This is a genomic window from Singulisphaera photorubra, assembly GCF_045290345.1.
GTDB lineage: Bacteria > Planctomycetota > Planctomycetia > Isosphaerales > Isosphaeraceae > Singulisphaera.
Window position 1 is genome coordinate 4,415,902 of record NZ_CP155447.1, and the last position, 18,150, is coordinate 4,434,051.

Genomic DNA, 18,150 nt, shown 5'->3' on the forward strand with positions numbered 1-18,150 from the left:
AAGGAGTTCATTCCGCCGATGACGGATGTTGATGCTCAGCTCCAGATTCTTCGACGAGGCGTCGAGGCGATCGTCCCGGAAGGGGACTTCGTCAAGATGCTCGAACGATCGATCCGTGACAACGTTCCCTTGCGGGTGAAATATGGGATCGATCCCACCGGGATCAACGTCCATCTCGGGCATACGGTGCCGCTTCGGAAACTCCGCCAGTTCCAAGATTTGGGCCACACCGCCGTTATCATCATCGGGAACTACACCGCGTTGGTGGGCGATCCCTCGGGACGCGACGAGACAAGGGCGGCGCTGACTGAAGCCCAGGTTGCCGAGAACGCCAAGGATTACCTCCGTCAGGTTGGGCGGATCATCGACCTCTCCAAGGCCGAGGTCCATCACAACGGCGACTGGTTCTCGAAGTGGTCCTTCCTCGATGTCCTCGACCTGACCCGCAAGATGACACTCTCGCAGATCTCGGCTCGTGAAGATTTCGCCAAAAGGCTCGCCTCCGAAAAACCGGTTTACCTGCACGAATGTCTCTATCCGCTGATGCAAGGGTGGGACTCGGTCGAGATTCGTGCTGACGTCGAGCTCGGCGGCACGGAGCAACTTTTCAGCCTGATGGTCGCCCGTGATTTGCAGAACTCGCAAGGGCAGCGCCCGCAGGTCGCCCTGACGATGCCGATCCTGGTCGGCACCGACGGCGTCAGGCGCATGGGCAAGAGCCTGGGGAACGACATCGGCATCGGGCTTCCGGCAAACGACTTGTTCGGTAAGCTCATGAGCATTCCCGACGAACCGCTCAGGCAATATCTAACGCTCCTGACCGACATCCCGATGGAAGAGATCGAAGGCTTCTTCCAGCCCGGCATCAACCCGCGGAATGTCAAGGAACTCCTGGCCAAGGCGATCATCTCGGGGCTCGTCTCGTCCGATGAGGCCGACACGGCCGCCTCGGAGTTTCGCAAACGAGCCAAGCGGGAAGATCCCGTTGAAATCAACGAGGTTGAGGTTCCCGCCCACCTACTCGACGCCGACGGCCGGATGCCGATCCCTCGCTTGATCGTCACCCTGGGCCTGGAGAGTAGCACGTCGAACGCGCGACGCGTGATCGACGGCGGGGGCGTCACCATTGGCGCCGATCGCGAGGTCATCAAAGACCCGAAGGCTTTGATCGACGTGAGCGATGGCCTGATCGTCCGCGTCGGTAAGCACAAAATTGTGAAAGTTCGTCGAACACTTATTTGATTCCTGGAAACAGAATACGACGCCGGAGCCATCGGGATGAGTCAGCACGGTTTCGGAATTATCGGCTGCGGCATGATCGCCGAATTCCACACGCAAGCCATTAATGAGATCGAAGGAGCCCGCGTCGTCGCGGCCTTCAGTCGTTCCAAAGCCAACGGCGCCAAGATCGCCGCCATGGCCGGAGGCGACTGCACGATCTACGATGATCTCGATCAGATGCTCGCCCGCCCCGACGTTGATGTCGTCTGCGTCTGCACCCCCAGTGGAGCCCATCTCGACCCGGCCGTGAAGGCGGCCCAGGCAGGCAAGCACGTGGTCGTCGAGAAGCCGCTCGAGATTACCCTATCCCGTTGCGACGCCATCATCCGCGCCTGCGAACAGGGGGGCGTCCGACTCTGCACGATCTTTCCGTCGCGATTCTCGCCCGCCAACATCGCCCTTAAACAGGCCATCGAAGAGGCCCGTTTCGGCCGGCTAACCCTGGGCGATACCCACGTCAAGTGGTGGCGAACCCAGGAGTATTACGACTCGGGCGGATGGCGAGGGACCTGGGAACTCGACGGCGGTGGCGCCCTGATGAACCAGGCGATCCACAACGTCGACCTCCTCTACTGGTTGATGGGGGACGTTGACTCCGTCCAGGCCATGACTGCCACGCTCGTCCACGACCGGATCGAAGTTGAAGACACGGCCGTCGCGGCCTTGCGGTTCAAGAACGGTGCGCTCGGGATGATCGAAGCCGCCACGAGTGCCTACCCGGGGCTTCTCAAACGGACCGAAATCCACGGCGAGTTTGGTTCCGCGCGGGTCGAGCAAGACGACCTGACCCTTTGGTCGTTCGCCACCGAGGCTCCCGGCGACGACGTCATCCTCGAGTCGTTGAGTGGGGCGACTGGTTTCACCGCGGGAGCGAGCGATCCTCGCGGAATCAAACACGAGGGCCATCGCGACCAGCTTGCTGACTTCCTCAAGGCGATCGACACCAATGGGACCCCTCGTGTCGATGGTCGCGAAGGCCGCAAGTCAGTCGAAATCATCCGTGCCATTTATCAGTCGGCGAAGACCGGGCAGGCCGTTCGTCTTCCCCTCAACGATGTCTGAGGTCCGGCCGACGAGTCTGGCCGTTGGGGTGACGAAGGACCTGGTTCTCGTGCATCGAGGCCGTGAGCAACCGGATGGCTGGGGGCCCTGCTGGGACCCCAGCATGCAGGCAAAACCGCTCTAGGTGTGTCCGGTTACACTCGAGGGGCGAGAGAAACCCAATTCGAGGTCGCCATTTGGCGGCCTTCGGAGGGAGTTGAGCTCCGGGATTGAGCTCTGAGGTCGAAGGAGTGACCGATGCGACGACGACGCCCCCCCCTGCTCGACTACGCCGTCTACCTGGGCGTTCGTCTGATCGTCGGAGTGGCTCAGGCCCTCTCGATTGAGCAGTCGTACGCCTTCGCCCGATTCCTCGCGGCGATTCTCTACCGCGTGGATAAACGGCACCGCAAGGTTGGCATGGACAACCTCGAAATCGCCTTCGGCGATCTCTATACGGACGTCCAACGCGACCAGATTGTGCGCGACGTCTACCGGCATTTCTGCATGATGCTGATGGAAATTCTCCACATCCCCCGGAAACTCCATCCGACGACGTGGCGGGATCGGATCACGTTAGTTGGCGAGGAGAAGCTCCAGGTGCTCGACCGTTTATTGAACGGCGGGCCGGTGATCATGCTCACGGGCCACTACGGCAACTGGGAAATGGCAGGCTACCTGTTCGGCGTTTTTGGCTTCCCGCCGAACTCCGTGGCGAGAGCGCTGGATAACCCATACCTCGATCAGTTCCTGAAGTCGTTTCGGGAGCGAACCGGTCAGAAAATGATCCCCAAGACCGGGGGCTACGACGAAATGCTCGAAGTCCTCCGGAGCGGAAAATTGCTGTCGTTCCTGGCCGATCAGGATGCTGGGCAGAATGGGATGTTCGTCGACTTCTTCGGCCGTCCCGCATCCACTCACAAGGCGATCGCCTTGCTCGCGATCGAGCACCACGCCCCGGTCATCGTCGGCTATGCGCGTCGCGTCGGTCCTGGGTTCCGTTACGAGGTTGGGTGTGACGTCATCATCGATCCCGACGAGTTGACCGGGACAGCCGACGACGCTCGATTGATCACCCAACGCTTCACTACCGCACTTGAGATGATCATCCGCCGTGACCCGTCGCAGTACCTCTGGCTCCATCGGCGCTGGAAGCATCAGCCGAAAAAGCGAGGGAATCGAAAGGCCGCGGAAGTCCCGAACGCCCCGGAAAGTGGGGCGTCGGGATAATTCTGTGCGTTGAGGTTGACTCGAGCGAGCGAAACGAGCGAGGTGGGAGCAGACAGGTCAGGCTAACTAAGAAGAATCGTTTGAACCATCAACCTTGGCGTCTCTCGCTGCGAGCCCAGAGCGTTTTCTGCCGAGGAACATCACATTTCGATTGCGGAGCGATTGTGCAGGATGTACTGCTCCGATCACGTCTCGGCTTAGCTCATTTCCCGGCTTTCGGAGCGGACTTGAACTCATCAGCAGTCAACTTCTTGACGGTCGTCCCGTCCTGCATCAAGACATACCCACCGGACTCCGGGACCGCCTTCTCATAAGCGAGGATCTTGTCCGAAGCGCCTTCTGCAAAGGGCGTGCTCCAGATGACCACGACATCTCCCCCCTTCACTCGCTCGTAGCCAGTTGGAAAGCCCACTTCGTAGGTTGACAGATCTGTACTCTTGGCAGGGGCCTTGTTGTTATGATTGGCGCTGTAGAGACGGAGCAATTCTGAGACTTCCACGAGGCTGTTGCGCTTGACCTCCTGCTCAGCATCCTCGGGGGCCAACTGGCCCTGATTTGAGTTGCATCCTGCCAACAAGAGTCCAATCATCAGCCCGCACAGCAAGCGAAATCCACCGCGAACCATTGTGAAAACTCCGGAAAAGCAAGAGGCGGCCCACCACTCGGGCCGCCCTGATTCATTGAGTTTAAATGTCGATCCCAAGCAGATGACCCGTTGCTCTCGTATGTTCCACGAGAGCAGCGGGATCCGTGGCAGCAGAGTGTTAGAAAGCGTCGGAGCTCACGATTTCGGCCCCGGCACGGCTTCCCAGAGCACGCCAGGTCAGGAGATTCACCGAGCTCTTGACGAAGCGAACCGAACCATCCGCGAAACCGACGTTGACTCCGCCGGAGTGATAGCTCCGCGCGGCGATGTGTGCGGCCGTGATGGCCGAGTCACCACAATCGACCCCGGTGTAGTTCGGGGGGACGGTGTGGGTATAATTCGTGGTTTGCGGGATGAACCGATAATACTGGTTTCCACGATAACCGATCCGGCTCGAGACGGTCATACAACTCGCCCCGGGGGTTTGCCGACCGATCGCGGTTCCAAAGTCGCCATCAGACCCGAGTTGTACGGGATCCTGCTTGTTGTTCTGATCGATCGCGGGCATGGTACCGCTGAAGCGAGACTGTTTGATCTCGGAGTACATTGCCGTATTGGAGGTACCGTCGACAATCTCCGAGAGCTTGGTGCCTTTGCACATCCGGTAAGCGGGGTTGAGTTGAGTCCCAGCCGCGTCAAGGTACTGGGGTTGGCCCGTCTCGTAGCTCACCTGGAAAAGGCCGATCACCGCGCCATTGGTTTCCGAATTGGCGGTTCCCAAGCTGTAATACTGGCCCGCGGAATTTCCCAAGCTGGCGTAGTAGTTCAGGTGGCCGCAGAGCAGGCCGCTTCCACCGGGGTCGGTCTGGCTTCCGGTTCCCGGGTCGGAAGGACAGACATAGGTGCTTACCTGCTGAACGCGGGCCGTCTGATTCGCCTTCTGGGTGTTCGAATCAATCATGAAGTTCCAGGTATTGAAAAGGTTTCCCTGCTCCAAGAACTGAAGCATGAAAGCCTGCCCGTTCACACGGCTGCCGCCTGTGCTCACGGGATTCGGTCCCCAGTTGGGAGGCAAGCTAGAATTCGTGGACTCGAAATTCAAAGCGGCCAGGCCCATCTGCTTCAAGTTGTTCGTGCACTGTGAGCGGCGGGCCGCTTCTCGAGCGGCTTGAACGGCGGGCAAGAGTAATGCGATGAGAACTGCGATGATGGCAATGACCACCAACAACTCGATCAGGGTAAAACCTCGACGATTGCGACTCATTCTGGGGAAACTCCGAAAGAGAGTAAGGGAAAACCTATACGATATCATCACAGCGATGTTCGTCGATCACGCCTGAAAGCCTGATCAACAATCTGCTTGAAAAAAGAATCACGACGGCATCGTCGTTTCTAGCCATATCCCTGGCTTAAACACAGCGATTACATGTGAATATCAAGAAGCCGAACTCTTCGAGACGAGGCCGAAATGCGTCGCGAGGATTACAACGATTACGAGGTCATCGCGGCTTTGTCGAAATCTATGAGGAGAGAAGCAATATTATTATTATGAACTTGATCAAAATTCAACCCACCCCGGAAAAAAATATGACTCTCGCAAAATTGAGCCCACTCGCCGGTCCGGTATTTGTAGATAATCGTCAAAAAAAAACCTCTATCGAACTCTTCAGAGCCCTGTTGAAAATTTGCGACAACTCCACAGCCGCTAGACCCTTGCCAGACTCCCCATAACGGTGAATCAAGGCAGGCAAGCCACTTCGGAAACTGCCGGAAGCCACTGTCGGCACGGAAACTCCCAGCCGCTACGAACAGGGGTCGGGAATGTGACGAACGCCCTGCCGAACATCAAGGGGCACAACGCTCTGGTTTGTTTTTGCCAAAATTGCGCCAAATTTGGCGGGCAATTTGTTGTGAGTCGTTGATCAATTTTTGGGTAATGGAAGACTGACGGCCGTCAGCCAAGTACTTGAGGAGGCCTCACCATTCGTATAGCGAAACTCGCTCAACGGGTAGTTTTGTCGCAACATCTTAAGAGCTATCAACATATAAAACTGACGCAGGCGTATGCTTCACTCTGACGGATCCTCTGGTCTCGATTGAACGATTTCGCAATCAAAGGAAACGTGTCGCCAAGTCACCGTCTCTTCCCTGGTGGAGAGAGACGGTGGCCAGTCCCGCGCTTTCACGCGTCTTCATTATTCTAGGACGCAGCGCGACGAATCCAAGCCGGACGCAGGATTCTCGGCAAAATTTTCCAATGGACCGATTTGACATGCAAAGGCTGGATGGTGAGGCTACGAAGTTGGCTTGGCAACTGCCGAGGTAACCGGGGTGGGACCAGCCTTGGGTGCCGACTTGAATTCGTCGGGAGTCATTTTCTTGATCTTGCGGTTGGTCAAGAGAACATACCCCCCTTCCTTGGGTGCCTTCGACTCGTAAGCGAGAATCTTATCGGACTCTGCCGTGGGAAAAACGGCCTCGGGCTCAAGAAGCTCTCCCCCCCAAAAAACTTCGAGTTCGCCGTTTTTGAGCCCGAGAATGGCCATCGGATATCCCGCTTCGTACTCCCGAAGGTCGTTGGCTTTCTTCGGGGGCGACTTCTTTGCCAGGAGGTAGGTTCGGTAAGCTTCACCCAGTTCGCGAAGATTGATGCTCTCGATCACATCCTGGGTTGGGGCAGGTGTTGACGGGCCACAGCCGGTCACGAAAAGGGCGGAGGTCCCGACCAAGAACAGGCCAGTCACCCTGAGTCTTCGTTTCATTATCGTTGCTCTCCGAAAGAGTTGGCCTCACTCACGGTCGGCGAGTCGCACGACCGTGGCGCCGGCTCGCACCAAGGGCCAACCAGATTGGGGCGAAAAAATGGCCAGGATGATCTGGTTTCGCCCCCCTTTTTGGTGAATCAAACGGACTTGCTCCGTGGAGTCGATGAGGACTGCCTGCCGGACGAATCCTCTCGACTCCCGCTGCAAACCGGCCTACGCGAGAAATTCGTTCTTAGTAACTATCCGCGCTGATGATCTCGCCCCCTGCCCGAGAGCCCAGGGCTCGCCAGGTGACCAACGAGATGGAATCCTTGAAAAACCGCACAGAACCGTCACAGAAGGACGCGTTGACGCCCCCGGAATGGAAGCTCCTTGCAGCAATGTGACCGTTGAGGACCGAATCCGAGGCGCAGTCCCGGTTCTTCGAATTCGGAGTCATCGTATGAGAGTATAAGTGGGTCCAGCAAACGCCTGCGCGATGATACGACTGACCGCGATAGGTGCCATAATTGGACGGCGACTGGGTGGTACACCCGGCGTCGGGAATCTGATTGTTGATCGCGGCCAGACGGACCACAGCCAACGGGTCGTTCGCCGGAAGGTCGGTGGTCGCGCCGGTTGTTCCACGCGACCTCCGAGTCTCCGACCACATCGCGGTGTTGCTGGTCCCGTCGGTGATCTCCGCGAGCCGAGCCGGTTTGCACACCCGGAAATTGGGGTTCGTCGCGGCGGTTCCCGTCCGGTCGAGGGCCGGGAAACTGAACGGCCCGAAGTTTGCGGTATTCGCTTCCTGGTAGGCCGCGACCGTGCTGCCAGGTCCTTCGGGCGAGGCCGAGGCCCCGCTACTGATCATGTAATTATTATAACCAAGTGGCAGGCCTGCCGCTCCTCCGATCAACCGAACACTTTGGGGATCGGACGGACAGATATAAGCGCTGACGAGCTGCGTCTGAGCCGTGAGATTTCCTCGGTTCGAATGGACGTCGATCTGGAAATTGAACGCGTTATATAGAGCAGACTGCTCGAGAAATCCTAAAATCAACGCCTGGGTGGAGGCTCGGCTGCTACCGCCGTCCGCAATTGCGTACGGACCATAGGCCGGAGGCAGGTGGCTGTTTGCGTTTTCGAAATTCAGGGTCGCCAAGGCCATTTGCTTGAGGTTATTGGTGCACTGGGAACGACGGGCTGCTTCTCGGGCCGCCTGTACGGCCGGAAGCAGAAGGGCGATCAAAACTGCGATGATCGCGATGACGACCAGCAACTCAATCAACGTAAAACCGCGACGCACTCGTCTCATGGCCTGGGCTCCGGAAGTGGGGGATTCGATCTCACGGTCAGCGAACGATTTGCGAACCAACCCCTCCCGAGAGAGTTTGGCCCGGACTAAGGGATGGCACAATGAATTGTGGAATCGGAACGGGTGAGAATAGCATCAAACCATCCTGGAGTCACTCGTTTTACGGAATGATCGCCGAATTCTGTTTGACAAGTCAAAAGAACTGGTATCTAAACCACGCGAAAGAAATGGTAGAGGTGGAAAATCGTAGGGCTTCCCCCTCCCTCCTCCTTTTTGGATTGACGCTACCGAGAAAAGTCTATGGCGCCGCGACCACAGATATCTGATGGGTGACGATCATAATCAGTTCTCTTGGAGGCGCTGAGCTTCTCGGGTCTGGCCGCCGCCGATTCGCACACCGGGACGTCTCACTCTCAATACAAGGCATGCAGGATCGAAACAAGTCGTTATTCACAAAGCCATTCTTCGTCACGGCCCGTCAGAATATTCCATCGATCTGTCGGCGCGTACAAAGACCCAGTCGTATCAAGGTCGCTCGCACTAGGGGCAGAAAGAATCCAATGAGTGGGTGATCACCAACGAAGTCGAATGAGGGCTTGCCCCCGACTATCGACTTCCCCTCTCAATCACGGGAAAAACGACTTGTGAAGGATGTTGGCTGTCATGGAAGATTGTATTATCTGCGACGACCATTCGTCTATGGGAGCCCAACAGTTCACCTGTGTTTGGGTTGACGTCGAACCGAGGGAAGTTGCTACTCGCCACGTCAACCCGAATTCGATGTCCTTTTTTAAAGATATTTGACGTGGGGTAAAGCGTGATGGTCAAGGGATAGACTTCCCCAGGGACCATCAGCTTGGGCTGGTCAAGCGACTCGCGATAACGGGCGCGAATGATCGAGTCGCCGATGTTCAGGTCGAACCCCAACGGGTAGTCAGGGTTGGGAGGGATCTCGTCGATGAGCTTGGCGGTGAAGTCGGTGTCGGGAGCCGTTGAGGAAACCCAGAGTTTGACCGTGACGGTGCCGGTCACTTCCAGATCCGCGGCGAGAGGTTCGGTTCGGAAGACGAGAACGTCACGTCGTTCGGAGAGAGGGAGACGGTTCTCCGCCGCGTGTGTGTCATCACGCGGGCGTTGGTCGTAGCCGCCGTTGGTCATCAAACCCTGGTTGGAGGAAATGTTTCCGCCAATTGTGGGAACCGGATGATGGGGATCGAACGTGAACGTCGTTCGGGATGACTCCAGTTCGGGAGCGGTTGTCCCGAGGGTTCCATCACCCCGTAAGAAATAAGACGTGGCACGAGCGCGGGCGAGGGGCCATTCTCGTTCGGCTCGCCAGAAACCACCGTGCTTCAGGCGGCCGGTGGCCGATTTGTGGTCGTCACCGGTTCCCATCACGTAGATCAGGACGGGCGGGTCGTCATCGACGCCGTTACGATCCCCTTTCAACCAGCGGTCGTACCAGCGGAGCCTCCAGGCCGCCAAGTCGACCCCTGCATCCGCGGAAAATTCGACCTCACCCGCGACGTTCGACCGTTGCGAAGCGTGGACCCAAGGCCCGATCGTCAGCCGCTGGGGGGAGCGCTTTGCTTTGGAAAGCGCCTCGTAATTCATCGCGACCTGACGGGTCCAGGAGTCGTACCAGCCGGTGATGTGAAGCACCGGGACGTCCGCATAGTCGGGCAGTTGATCGACGACCGACATCCCCTTGATCTTCCAGAAGGGGGATTCCGGACCGGTTCGCATCGCCTCAGCAAGCCAGCGCTCGTACTCAGGGACGACGCGGAGTGGAGTTGTGCCGGGGCGAAACGGGAGACTGTCGACGTGCTGGCGAATCTGCCGGGCATTCTGGACCAGGGCCGTCTTGAGGGCCGGTTCCGAAAGCGCCGCGCGACTGTTGGTGGCCCCTTGATCGAAGATCCAGTTCATGAACCGGAGCTCAAACGCGCCCCCGTGACGCATCCCACTGATCCCGCAATTCGAGAGGGCATCAATAGGGATCATGGTCGTCAGGTGCGGCGGATTGGTCTCGGCCAGGGCGTGTTGTGTTCCGCCCCCGTAGCTGACCCCGAAGGTGCCGATCTTGCCGTCCGACCAGGGCTGCGCGGCGATCCACTCGACGACGTCGTAGCCGTCGTCGGGATCGTCGGCCATCATTCGCCAATTCCCTTCACTCGCGTAGCGCCCGCGCACGTCATTGGCCACGACGACATAGCCACGTTTGGCATAATATTGCCCATCCGTCGCCGTTCCGGTCTTGTTGTACGGGGTTCGCGTCAACAGGGCTGGGAATCGGCCGGCGAGCGCCTGGCCATCACGAGCAGGCCGATAAAGATCGGCGGCAAGCTTCGTGCCGTCACGCGTGGCAATTTTCACGTCGGTCTCGACGACCACCTCGAATTCCGGTTCTCGAACGGCGACCTTGGGGGCTTCGGCCCAGGCCCCCCGAAGGCTCAGGAGGAAGACGAAGCTCAGGGCGAACAGGCAGCTTGATCGACGCATTCCCATTCGGGTCCTCTTGTACGGTGAAACCTGGATTCGTGGATTCGTCGATTGGGCTCAGCCTATCATCCCGAACTCGTTTGCCACCAAGGGAGATCTCAGGCAGGGGTGGGGCCCACTTTTCGGGAAGGTTTCCGATGAAGACGATCAGGCTACTCGGGCCGTCGAGGGGATGCAATGCCCCATAAAGCCCAAGTCAACCGAGACTGACAGCGGCTGTGAATCGTAGGCTGGAGCGAGGTGGGGGCGAGCCATGAGAATCAGTCGGTCCGTCGAGGTTATCGCTTGCCATGCCCCCGTGCAGGGCGCTATGCTCGATAGAGGAGAGAGCAGCCGTTCGGGCCGCCTCGACTCGATCTAAATGGTGACACGGATACGGCATTCGTGCCGGAAGGGGATCTCGATCATGACTGAGCCGAATCGGCGGACGTTTCTTGGGATGGCCGGAATGGCCGCATTGGCGGGTACGGGTCGCTCGGCCTCGGCAGCCCCCAGTGAAAAGGTCCGCCTGGGAGTGATCGGGCTCAGCACGCGAGGAACCGATCTGACGAAGGCCTTTGTGAAGCAGAAAGACGCCGAGATCGTCGCCGTTTGCGACATTGATGATGCCAAGTTTGCGAAGGCGCTCCAGGTGATCGACAAGGCCGAACGCAAAGCGCCTCGGCAGGAAAAAGATTATCGCAAGTTGCTCGACGACAAGTCGATCGATGCGATCGTGGTCGCCACTCCCGATCACTGGCATGCGCTCTTGACTGTCCTGGGTTGCCAGGCGGGCAAAGACGTGTATTGCGAGAAGCCGGTCAGCCACAACGTCGTCGAAGGCCGTCGCATGGTCGATGCGGCGCAGAAGTACAAACGGGTCGTCCAGGCCGGCACTCAACGCAGGAGCATGGAGCACATCAAGGACGCGGTCGAGTACCTCCGAGCCGGATCCATTGGCAAGGTCGGTATGTCCCGCGCCTGGATCCACCAGGTTCGAAAGCCGATCGGCCATGGAATGCCCGGGCCCGTTCCGGAGGGGGTCGACTATGCGATGTGGCAAGGTCCGGCTCCGGATCGTCCCTTCATGGCCAACCGCTTCCACTACAACTGGCACTGGTTCTGGAATTGGGGGACCGGTGAGCTCGGTAACAACGGGATCCATGGCCTCGATATCGCCCGCTGGGGCCTGGGCGTCGAAGCCCCGATCAGCGTGACCTCCGGGGGCGGCAAGTACGTCTTCGACGACGACCAGGAAGTGCCCGACACCCAGATCGTAACCTGGGAGTTCCCCGAAGCCTGCATGGTCTGGGAACATCGGATGTGGTCGAAGCACGGCACCGAGGGGGCCGGCTTCGGCATCGCCTTCTACGGTGATCAAGGGACCTTGCTCATCGACGACAAGGGCTGGCGCGTTGAGGATGGCAAGGCGGCAGGGGGCAAGCCCAAAGGGGGGGTGGACGAGCACCTCGCCAACTTCCTTAGCTGTATCAAAACGCGGGAAAAGCCCAATGCCGACATCGAGATCGGCCACCTGAGCACGCGCCTCTGCCACCTGGGCAACATTGCTCATCGCGTGGGGAGAAAGCTGAAGTTCGACGCCGCCACCGAGTCGTTCGCAAACGATCCCGAGGCGAACAAACTCCTCAGCCGTGAGTATGGAAGCCGAATCGAAATGCCCTCCCAGGTCTGAGCGTCCCAAACCCGATCGACCAGCGTAGGTCAGGTTGGCCGTTGCGCCTGACTGACGAAAGGGTACTCCGGGATTACGCTCATCGTTCTTTCCCCTTGGGACCGTGGAGCGACCCGCCCGTAATTCTCAGCCAATTGCGGGCGGGTCGCTTCCAAAGGGGAAAAGATCAAGGCCAGAGCGAACAAACGCCCTCTCGACAGCCTCCTACCCAGAGATGCCGAACCTCCCCGACGGGTCGACTCAGCCCTAGACCGAGGAATCTCCTGATGCAGCTTAGCGCGATCGGCGTTCCGGTGGAGGAGCTTGATACACCGGCCCTGCTCCTGGACCTCGACCGCTTCGAACAGAACATCGCCAAGATGTCCGAGCACCTCAAGTCCAGGGGAGTGGCCTGGCGGCCGCACGCTAAGGCTTTCAAAACCCCCGCAATTGCCCATCAATTACGAAAAGCAGGCGCAATCGGTGTCACCGTTGCCAAGGTTTCCGAGGCTGAGGTCATGGCGGCCGCGGGGATTGATGATATCCTCATCGCCCACCTGGTCGTCGGTCCCCTCAAAACAAAACGGCTCGCTGCGCTTCAGCGCTACGCCGACGTCAAAGCGACCGTAGACCACGTGGACCACATCGCCCCGCTCGGCGAAGCCGCCCGCATCTGCGGGGTCACGATCGGAATCCTCGTCGACGTCGACCTTGGCTTGCATCGCTGCGGGGTGGCTTCTGCGGCGGACGCCCTCCGACTGGCCAGACTCGTTTCCGAAACGCCCGGGCTTCGCTTCGATGGGCTCATGGGATACGAGGGGCACACCTTGATGATCCCCGACCGTCTGCAAAAGCAAGCGGCGATTCAGGAGGCCATCGGGATCCTCCTCAGCACCAAGGAGGTGGTCGAACACGAGGGGCTTGCCTGTCGGATCATCTCCGCCGGCGGTTCCGGCTCCTATCAATTCACCGCGGATCTTCCCGGAATTACCGAGATCCAGGCAGGCGGAGGGATCTTCGCTTGTCAATATTACACGCAGGTCTGCGGAGTTGAGGGACACTGGCCCGCACTCTCGCTCCTGGCCACCGTGGTGAGCCGACCTGCTCCCGACCGCGCAATCCTCGACATTGGCCAGAAATCTGTCAGTTCCTATCGAACCCCTCCGATTCTGCGAGACTACGACAATTGCCCTATTCTTGGCCTCTCGGCCGAGCATGCCGTTGTCGAAATCGCCCCCGGCGAAGATTTTCCGATCGGAAAAAAAGTGGCCGTCATCCCCGGATATAGCGATTTTACCTTTGTACTCCATGACCGAGTCCTCGGCCATCGCTGGGGCCAGGTGGAAGTGGTCTGGCCGCTGTTGGCCCGGGGAATGCTCCAGTGATTTATGCGAGGCACCCTCGACTTGCCAATGCGTGCATGCTATCATTGTAGAGAGGTCGGTGGGAATTGATCTCGAACGATGGGAGCGAATTGGATAGGTTGGCAACGCAGCGGGTTTGCGGTTCAGAAATCACATCCTAAGGTTTGTTATTAGGTTCGACTTGGCGTGTGCGCGGGGGAGAATGGAATCTCGCTCCCCAGTGGAATGACTTGCGCGAGAAACCGAGGAGGGAAATGCGTGCTTAGCGGCAATCGAGACGGGAAGAAACGGCGATCCTACCAACCGGCAGTCGAGGCGCTCGAAGCGCTCCGGCTTCTGAGTAGCGCCGCGCAGACACTTCCTGACTTGGCCGTTGAACGCGACGTCATTTTCTCCCCCCCGCCCTTCGAGGCTCCTTCGTCCACTTTGTCCGACGCCGCCTGGGACGAAGCACTCGGGCAGACACATCTCGCCGATATCCTGGGTGCGTCGACGCAGGAGAATGATCCTGAAGCGGTCTCATCCGGCTTGCTTCAGTTGAATCGCTATCTCAGCCGGGCCTGGTATCGCGCGGGGGTCGCGGTCCAGATGCATGACGACTGCTCGCAGGCCGTCTATGTAACCCTACTCCAGAACTTTGGGCGCAGCCGGTTCGACTCGTTGCTTGCCGAGATTGGCCAGGTGGGGATTCGCGACGTCTTGAGCCGTGAGACGGCTGATGGCCCTGATTTCTTCCGGGCCATCGACACGGTCAAGAAACGAGCACAGCGGGAACGAACCTTCCAGCCCCTTGACTCCGCCGTTGCCGCGGGGTCTGCGACCGAGGAAGACGCCAAAGCGGGTTGGCGGAACGCGCTTCAAGAAGCCATTGACCAGTCGCTCAACCCTCGTGAGGCCGCGTTGATCTACGCGACCCTCAAGGGTGAAACACCGGCCGAGATCGCGTCGCAGTGGGGCGTTGCCCCCAAGACAGTCAGTAACGAGAAGACCCGGGTGATTCAGAAGCTCCGGGATACGCTCACTGCCGACTTGCTCGACTGATCTTTTTTTTTGCGCATCAGGGCCGGTATTTTCACGTTCAAAAACGGATCACCATCCACCTGTTACGAAGTCTTGCCCTTCGCGGCCGACTTGGCTGGGGCGGGTTTGGTGCTGGCGGATTCCGGCTTCGGCTCCGAGGTCGCGGGGGCTTTGGTTTCGGCTTGGGCCTGCTCGTCGACCCCGTGTTCCAGCTCGCGCGCGCCGAAGATATTCTCGAAGTTGGGGAAGCCGTATTTGCGAATGATCGGACCGCTCATCGTGGAAAACTCCGTGGGGAGGAGAGGGCGAGTCAGTCAATCCAAAAATGCGAGACACGCCGCTCTCTTGAATCGCTCTCTCTAGTGTTCTGAGTTGTGAGCGGAGCGTCAAGCGCGGCGTGTCTGGGACGGCCATTCCTTGGGCCTCGTCCATGGCTTTAGCGCTTGGCGGGCGCCTGTGCGTCGGCGAAGGCGGTATCGAAGCCACGTCCCGAGGCCGGGAAGCCCATCTTGTCCTTGACGAAACGTGCGGCTTCCGCCGCCCCGTATTCGCGATCCATGCCCGAGTCTTCCCACTCGACGGAGAGGGGCCCCTCGTAGCCGAGCTGGTTGAGGGCGCGGGTGATTTCCTCGAAATTGACCTGGCCACGGCCGGGCGAACGGAAGTCCCACCCGCGACGAGAGTCGCCGAAGTTGAGGTGCGAGGCGAGGATCCCCGACTTGCCGTCGAGCGTCAGGGCGGCATCCTTGACGTGGACGTGATAGATCCGGTCCGGGAAGGCACGGAGGAAGGCGACCGGGTCGACCATTTGCCAGAGCAGATGGCTCGGATCGAAGTTGAAGCCGAACTCGGGGCGGAAGTCGAGCGCCTTGAGGGCCATCTCCGCGGTGTAGAGGTCAAACGCGATCTCGGTCGGGTGGACCTCCAGCCCGAACTTGACCCCGCATTCCCGGAAAACGTCGAGGATCGGGTTCCACCGCTCGGCCAGGAGCTTGAAGCCATCGGCGATCATCGAGTCGGGCACGGGTGGGAACGAATAGAGCAGATGCCAGATCGACGAGCCAGTGAAGCCATTGACGACCTTGACTCCCATCTTTCGGGCAGCCCGGGCGGTGTCCTTCATCTCCTGGATCGCCCAGTCTCGCTTCTTCTCGGAGTTACCTCGGAGGTCGGGGGGCACCCAGTCGTCGGTCCTTGAATCAAGGATGTCAAGCACGAGCTGGCCGACGAGATGGTTTGAAATCGCCCAGCACTTAAGGCCGTAGCGGGCGAGCAGGTCGTGCCGCTCCTGACAATAGTTGTCGTCCTGGAGTGCCTTCTGCACGTTGAAATGATCGCCCCAGCAGGGAAGTTCGATACCGTCGTATCCCCACTGGCTAGCCTTCTGGCAGATCACTTCCAGCGTCAGATCGGCCCATTGGCCAGTGAACAAGGTGACGGGTCGTGCCATTGGTGCGTGCCTCGCGGAACGGGGTGATCAATCGCGCCGGTGGAACACGGCGGAAGTGTGTCGTGGGGAAAAAGGCAACCATAGGGGCCTCTGGCGGGAAAGTCAACGATTTGACGGCCTCGGGCTCCGATGGTGATAATCCAACCATCGGACGGTCATCGAACGCCCCGACGAGCGATTTTTCCCCCATGCCCACACGTGCAATTCTTTTCGACTTCGATGGCGTCATCGCCGACACCGAGAATATTCACATCGCCGCCTGGCAGCGCACCCTTGCGCGGCTAGGTTGGGAGGTCCCGGACGAGGTCTGCGCTCGTGCCGTCGAGGTCGACGACCGGATTTTCCTCACTGAATTGTTCGCTCACCGCAAGATCGAGCAAGGTGATGTGGAAGGTTGGGTCCGCAGTAAGCAAGAGTTGACGGCCGCGATGTTGACGGCCTCTCCCCGGGTCTACCCAGGCGTCGTCGATTTGGTCCGGTCACTCACCGGAAAAGTTCAACTCGCCATCGTCTCGACGACATGGCGAGAAAACATCGAGATCGTCCTCAAGGCCGCCGGACTGGTAGAGAACTTCCTGACGGTGGTCGGCAAGCAGGACGTGACCCTCGTCAAACCCGACCCCGAGGGCTATCGCCTTGCCCTCAAAAAACTCGGCGTCGCACCCGGTGAAGCGATCGCCCTGGAAGACTCCGCGACCGGTCTCGCCTCAGCCCATGCGGCTGGCCTTCAGAGTGTGGCGGTGGGGCATCGCCTGCCTCGCGGCGAGTGGGTGGGCTCGTCTGACTTCGTGGACGACCTGACGAATTTGCCGAAGGTCGTCTCTCTTCTCGGCCTCGGCGAGTGATGGTCTAAAACCTCAACTCAGGACGAGCCCCGCGTTGATCGTCATCAAGTGTCGGTGTCGGCCCGATCCAGGGATTTCGACATGCAGTCTCCTGGATCGACGCCATCCGACGGGCGCTCGATCCACGCCCATCCCACAATGTCGAGCGCGGGTTCGGCCTCAACATCAGTTCCATGAGACCGCCAGTCCCAGTCTCCGCAGGCTATTTTCGTCAAGTCTGGCTGCATCCCCGGCCTTGCCTAACGGCCTCACACAAGTGATTTGAATCGATTTATTGTTATTCACAGGATAACACTCGCACACAATTGGGATTCTCCAGGTTTAAACACAAGCACATTTCGGTTGGCACAAGGTGTCAAAGAGGCCACGTCCTTACGGCCTCCACCATTCGCCTGACCTTATCGGCGTCGATTCTGTTCCCAGTGCATGCCGCCGAGCCGATGTGGATTTCTTTCAGGCCTGCCCCGAGGATCGCCGGGAGGTCCGCTTCGGTAATGCGTCCCCCTGCTGCGATTGCGATTCGACCGGCTGCCTGCTGCGAGAACTCGGCGAGCCGAATCAGGCCGTCCACAGCTCTCACGGCCCCCCCAGAGGTCAGGATTCGTTCGACCCCCAGGCTGACCAGTGCTTCGACGGCTTCGAGGGGGTTGTTCATCTCGTCGAACGCGCGATGGAAGGTGACGTCCAGGGGATGGGACACTGTCATGAGGTGAGCGAGTCGCTCATGATCCAACGAGCGGTCGGGTCGCAGGAGCCCAAACACGACACCCGCGGCGCCAAGCGACTTGGCCATCGCGATGTCGTGTTGCATGACCTCGAACTCCGCGTCGGTATAGACGAAATCACCTCCCCTGGGCCGGATCAGAACGTGGACCGGGATCGCCAGACGCCGGCAGGCGAGAGCGATCGAACCCATGCTCGGCGTCACACCGCCGACGGCCAGGTTCTCGCAGAGTTCAATTCGGTCGGTTCCCCCTGTGTGGGCCGCAAGAGCCGACTCGATCCCCTCCACGCATATCTCAACCACAACGTTCATGGCACCTCCCTGCTCCATTGATGTCTCGTGGGCCGCGCATTGACCTGTCCCATCAAGAATCATCCCGTATTGGACGATACCT

15 protein-coding genes are annotated in these 18,150 nt (G+C 59.3%); 7 read left to right on the forward strand and 8 right to left on the reverse strand.

What is annotated here, in order from left to right:
* Positions 1 to 18: 18 nt before the first annotated feature.
* The 3 genes from tyrS (at position 19) to V5E97_RS16770 (ending at position 3,552) form a co-directional block, all read left to right on the forward strand.
* Positions 19 to 1,242 (forward strand): tyrosine--tRNA ligase, encoded by a 1,224-nt coding sequence (gene tyrS, locus V5E97_RS16760; protein ID WP_406700441.1) that lies wholly within the window; start codon positions 19 to 21, stop codon positions 1,240 to 1,242.
* 36 nt (positions 1,243 to 1,278) lie between these two features.
* On the forward strand, positions 1,279 to 2,343 hold the full coding sequence (locus V5E97_RS16765) for a Gfo/Idh/MocA family protein (protein ID WP_406700442.1): 1,065 nt from the start codon (positions 1,279 to 1,281) through the stop codon (positions 2,341 to 2,343).
* A 237-nt stretch (positions 2,344 to 2,580) separates the two neighbouring features.
* Complete coding sequence (locus V5E97_RS16770; RefSeq protein WP_406700443.1) at positions 2,581 to 3,552, forward strand: lysophospholipid acyltransferase family protein; 972 nt, start codon at positions 2,581 to 2,583, stop codon at positions 3,550 to 3,552.
* Between the two features lie 202 nt (positions 3,553 to 3,754).
* Here the strand turns inward: V5E97_RS16770 and V5E97_RS16775 are convergent, their stop codons facing one another.
* From V5E97_RS16775 to V5E97_RS16795, 5 genes are all read right to left on the reverse strand, one after another.
* Complete coding sequence (locus V5E97_RS16775) at positions 3,755 to 4,177, reverse strand: hypothetical protein (RefSeq protein WP_406700444.1); 423 nt, start codon at positions 4,175 to 4,177, stop codon at positions 3,755 to 3,757.
* Positions 4,178 to 4,316: 139 nt separating this feature from the next.
* Positions 4,317 to 5,402 (reverse strand): DUF1559 family PulG-like putative transporter, encoded by a 1,086-nt coding sequence (locus V5E97_RS16780; protein WP_406700445.1) that lies wholly within the window; start codon positions 5,400 to 5,402, stop codon positions 4,317 to 4,319.
* 1,030 nt (positions 5,403 to 6,432) lie between these two features.
* Positions 6,433 to 6,900, reverse strand: a complete 468-nt coding sequence (locus V5E97_RS16785; RefSeq protein WP_406700446.1) for a hypothetical protein — start codon at positions 6,898 to 6,900, stop codon at positions 6,433 to 6,435.
* A gap of 235 nt (positions 6,901 to 7,135) precedes the next feature.
* A complete protein-coding gene (locus tag V5E97_RS16790; RefSeq protein WP_406700447.1) occupies positions 7,136 to 8,200 on the reverse strand; it encodes a DUF1559 family PulG-like putative transporter in 1,065 nt (354 codons plus the stop codon).
* A 606-nt stretch (positions 8,201 to 8,806) separates the two neighbouring features.
* On the reverse strand, positions 8,807 to 10,702 hold the full coding sequence (locus tag V5E97_RS16795) for a CocE/NonD family hydrolase (RefSeq protein WP_406700448.1): 1,896 nt from the start codon (positions 10,700 to 10,702) through the stop codon (positions 8,807 to 8,809).
* A 406-nt stretch (positions 10,703 to 11,108) separates the two neighbouring features.
* On the opposite strand from V5E97_RS16795, the gene V5E97_RS16800 reads away from it, so the two are divergent.
* From V5E97_RS16800 to V5E97_RS16810, 3 genes are all read left to right on the forward strand, one after another.
* A complete protein-coding gene (locus tag V5E97_RS16800; RefSeq protein ID WP_406700449.1) occupies positions 11,109 to 12,374 on the forward strand; it encodes a Gfo/Idh/MocA family protein in 1,266 nt (421 codons plus the stop codon).
* Positions 12,375 to 12,640: 266 nt separating this feature from the next.
* Positions 12,641 to 13,738, forward strand: a complete 1,098-nt coding sequence (locus V5E97_RS16805) for a DSD1 family PLP-dependent enzyme (RefSeq protein ID WP_406700450.1) — start codon at positions 12,641 to 12,643, stop codon at positions 13,736 to 13,738.
* A 237-nt stretch (positions 13,739 to 13,975) separates the two neighbouring features.
* The gene (locus V5E97_RS16810) at positions 13,976 to 14,758 is read left to right on the forward strand and encodes a sigma-70 family RNA polymerase sigma factor (protein ID WP_406700451.1); all 783 of its coding nucleotides are present in this window, start codon (positions 13,976 to 13,978) and stop codon (positions 14,756 to 14,758) included.
* A gap of 62 nt (positions 14,759 to 14,820) precedes the next feature.
* On the opposite strand, the gene V5E97_RS16815 is transcribed toward V5E97_RS16810, so the two are convergent.
* Positions 14,821 to 15,015, reverse strand: coding sequence for a hypothetical protein (locus V5E97_RS16815; RefSeq protein WP_406700452.1), 195 nt, complete (start codon positions 15,013 to 15,015; stop codon positions 14,821 to 14,823).
* A gap of 158 nt (positions 15,016 to 15,173) precedes the next feature.
* Entirely contained in the window at positions 15,174 to 16,187 is a 1,014-nt protein-coding gene (locus V5E97_RS16820; RefSeq protein WP_406700453.1) for a sugar phosphate isomerase/epimerase family protein, read from the reverse strand.
* Between the two features lie 188 nt (positions 16,188 to 16,375).
* Here V5E97_RS16820 and V5E97_RS16825 point away from each other — a divergent pair, with 188 nt between their 5' ends.
* Positions 16,376 to 17,032, forward strand: coding sequence for an HAD family hydrolase (locus V5E97_RS16825; protein ID WP_406700454.1), 657 nt, complete (start codon positions 16,376 to 16,378; stop codon positions 17,030 to 17,032).
* A gap of 355 nt (positions 17,033 to 17,387) precedes the next feature.
* On the opposite strand, the gene V5E97_RS16830 is transcribed toward V5E97_RS16825, so the two are convergent.
* Positions 17,388 to 18,068: a copper homeostasis protein CutC gene (locus V5E97_RS16830; protein WP_406700455.1), complete on the reverse strand. Its 681-nt coding sequence runs from the start codon at positions 18,066 to 18,068 to the stop codon at positions 17,388 to 17,390.
* Positions 18,069 to 18,150: the final 82 nt, after the last annotated feature.

Bases quoted from the DNA above. Each gene is read 5' to 3' on its own strand.
- tyrS (WP_406700441.1), top strand. From the start codon at position 19: ATGACGGATGTTGATGCTCAGCTCCAGATTCTTCGACGAGGCGTCGAG.
- V5E97_RS16765 (WP_406700442.1), top strand. From the start codon at position 1,279: ATGAGTCAGCACGGTTTCGGAATTATCGGCTGCGGCATGATCGCCGAA.
- V5E97_RS16770 (WP_406700443.1), top strand. From the start codon at position 2,581: ATGCGACGACGACGCCCCCCCCTGCTCGACTACGCCGTCTACCTGGGC.
- V5E97_RS16775 (WP_406700444.1), bottom strand. From the start codon at position 4,177: ATGGTTCGCGGTGGATTTCGCTTGCTGTGCGGGCTGATGATTGGACTC.
- V5E97_RS16780 (WP_406700445.1), bottom strand. From the start codon at position 5,402: ATGAGTCGCAATCGTCGAGGTTTTACCCTGATCGAGTTGTTGGTGGTC.
- V5E97_RS16785 (WP_406700446.1), bottom strand. From the start codon at position 6,900: ATGAAACGAAGACTCAGGGTGACTGGCCTGTTCTTGGTCGGGACCTCC.
- V5E97_RS16790 (WP_406700447.1), bottom strand. From the start codon at position 8,200: ATGAGACGAGTGCGTCGCGGTTTTACGTTGATTGAGTTGCTGGTCGTC.
- V5E97_RS16795 (WP_406700448.1), bottom strand. From the start codon at position 10,702: ATGCGTCGATCAAGCTGCCTGTTCGCCCTGAGCTTCGTCTTCCTCCTG.
- V5E97_RS16800 (WP_406700449.1), top strand. From the start codon at position 11,109: ATGACTGAGCCGAATCGGCGGACGTTTCTTGGGATGGCCGGAATGGCC.
- V5E97_RS16805 (WP_406700450.1), top strand. From the start codon at position 12,641: ATGCAGCTTAGCGCGATCGGCGTTCCGGTGGAGGAGCTTGATACACCG.
- V5E97_RS16815 (WP_406700452.1), bottom strand. From the start codon at position 15,015: ATGAGCGGTCCGATCATTCGCAAATACGGCTTCCCCAACTTCGAGAAT.
- V5E97_RS16820 (WP_406700453.1), bottom strand. From the start codon at position 16,187: ATGGCACGACCCGTCACCTTGTTCACTGGCCAATGGGCCGATCTGACG.
- V5E97_RS16825 (WP_406700454.1), top strand. From the start codon at position 16,376: ATGCCCACACGTGCAATTCTTTTCGACTTCGATGGCGTCATCGCCGAC.
- V5E97_RS16830 (WP_406700455.1), bottom strand. From the start codon at position 18,068: ATGAACGTTGTGGTTGAGATATGCGTGGAGGGGATCGAGTCGGCTCTT.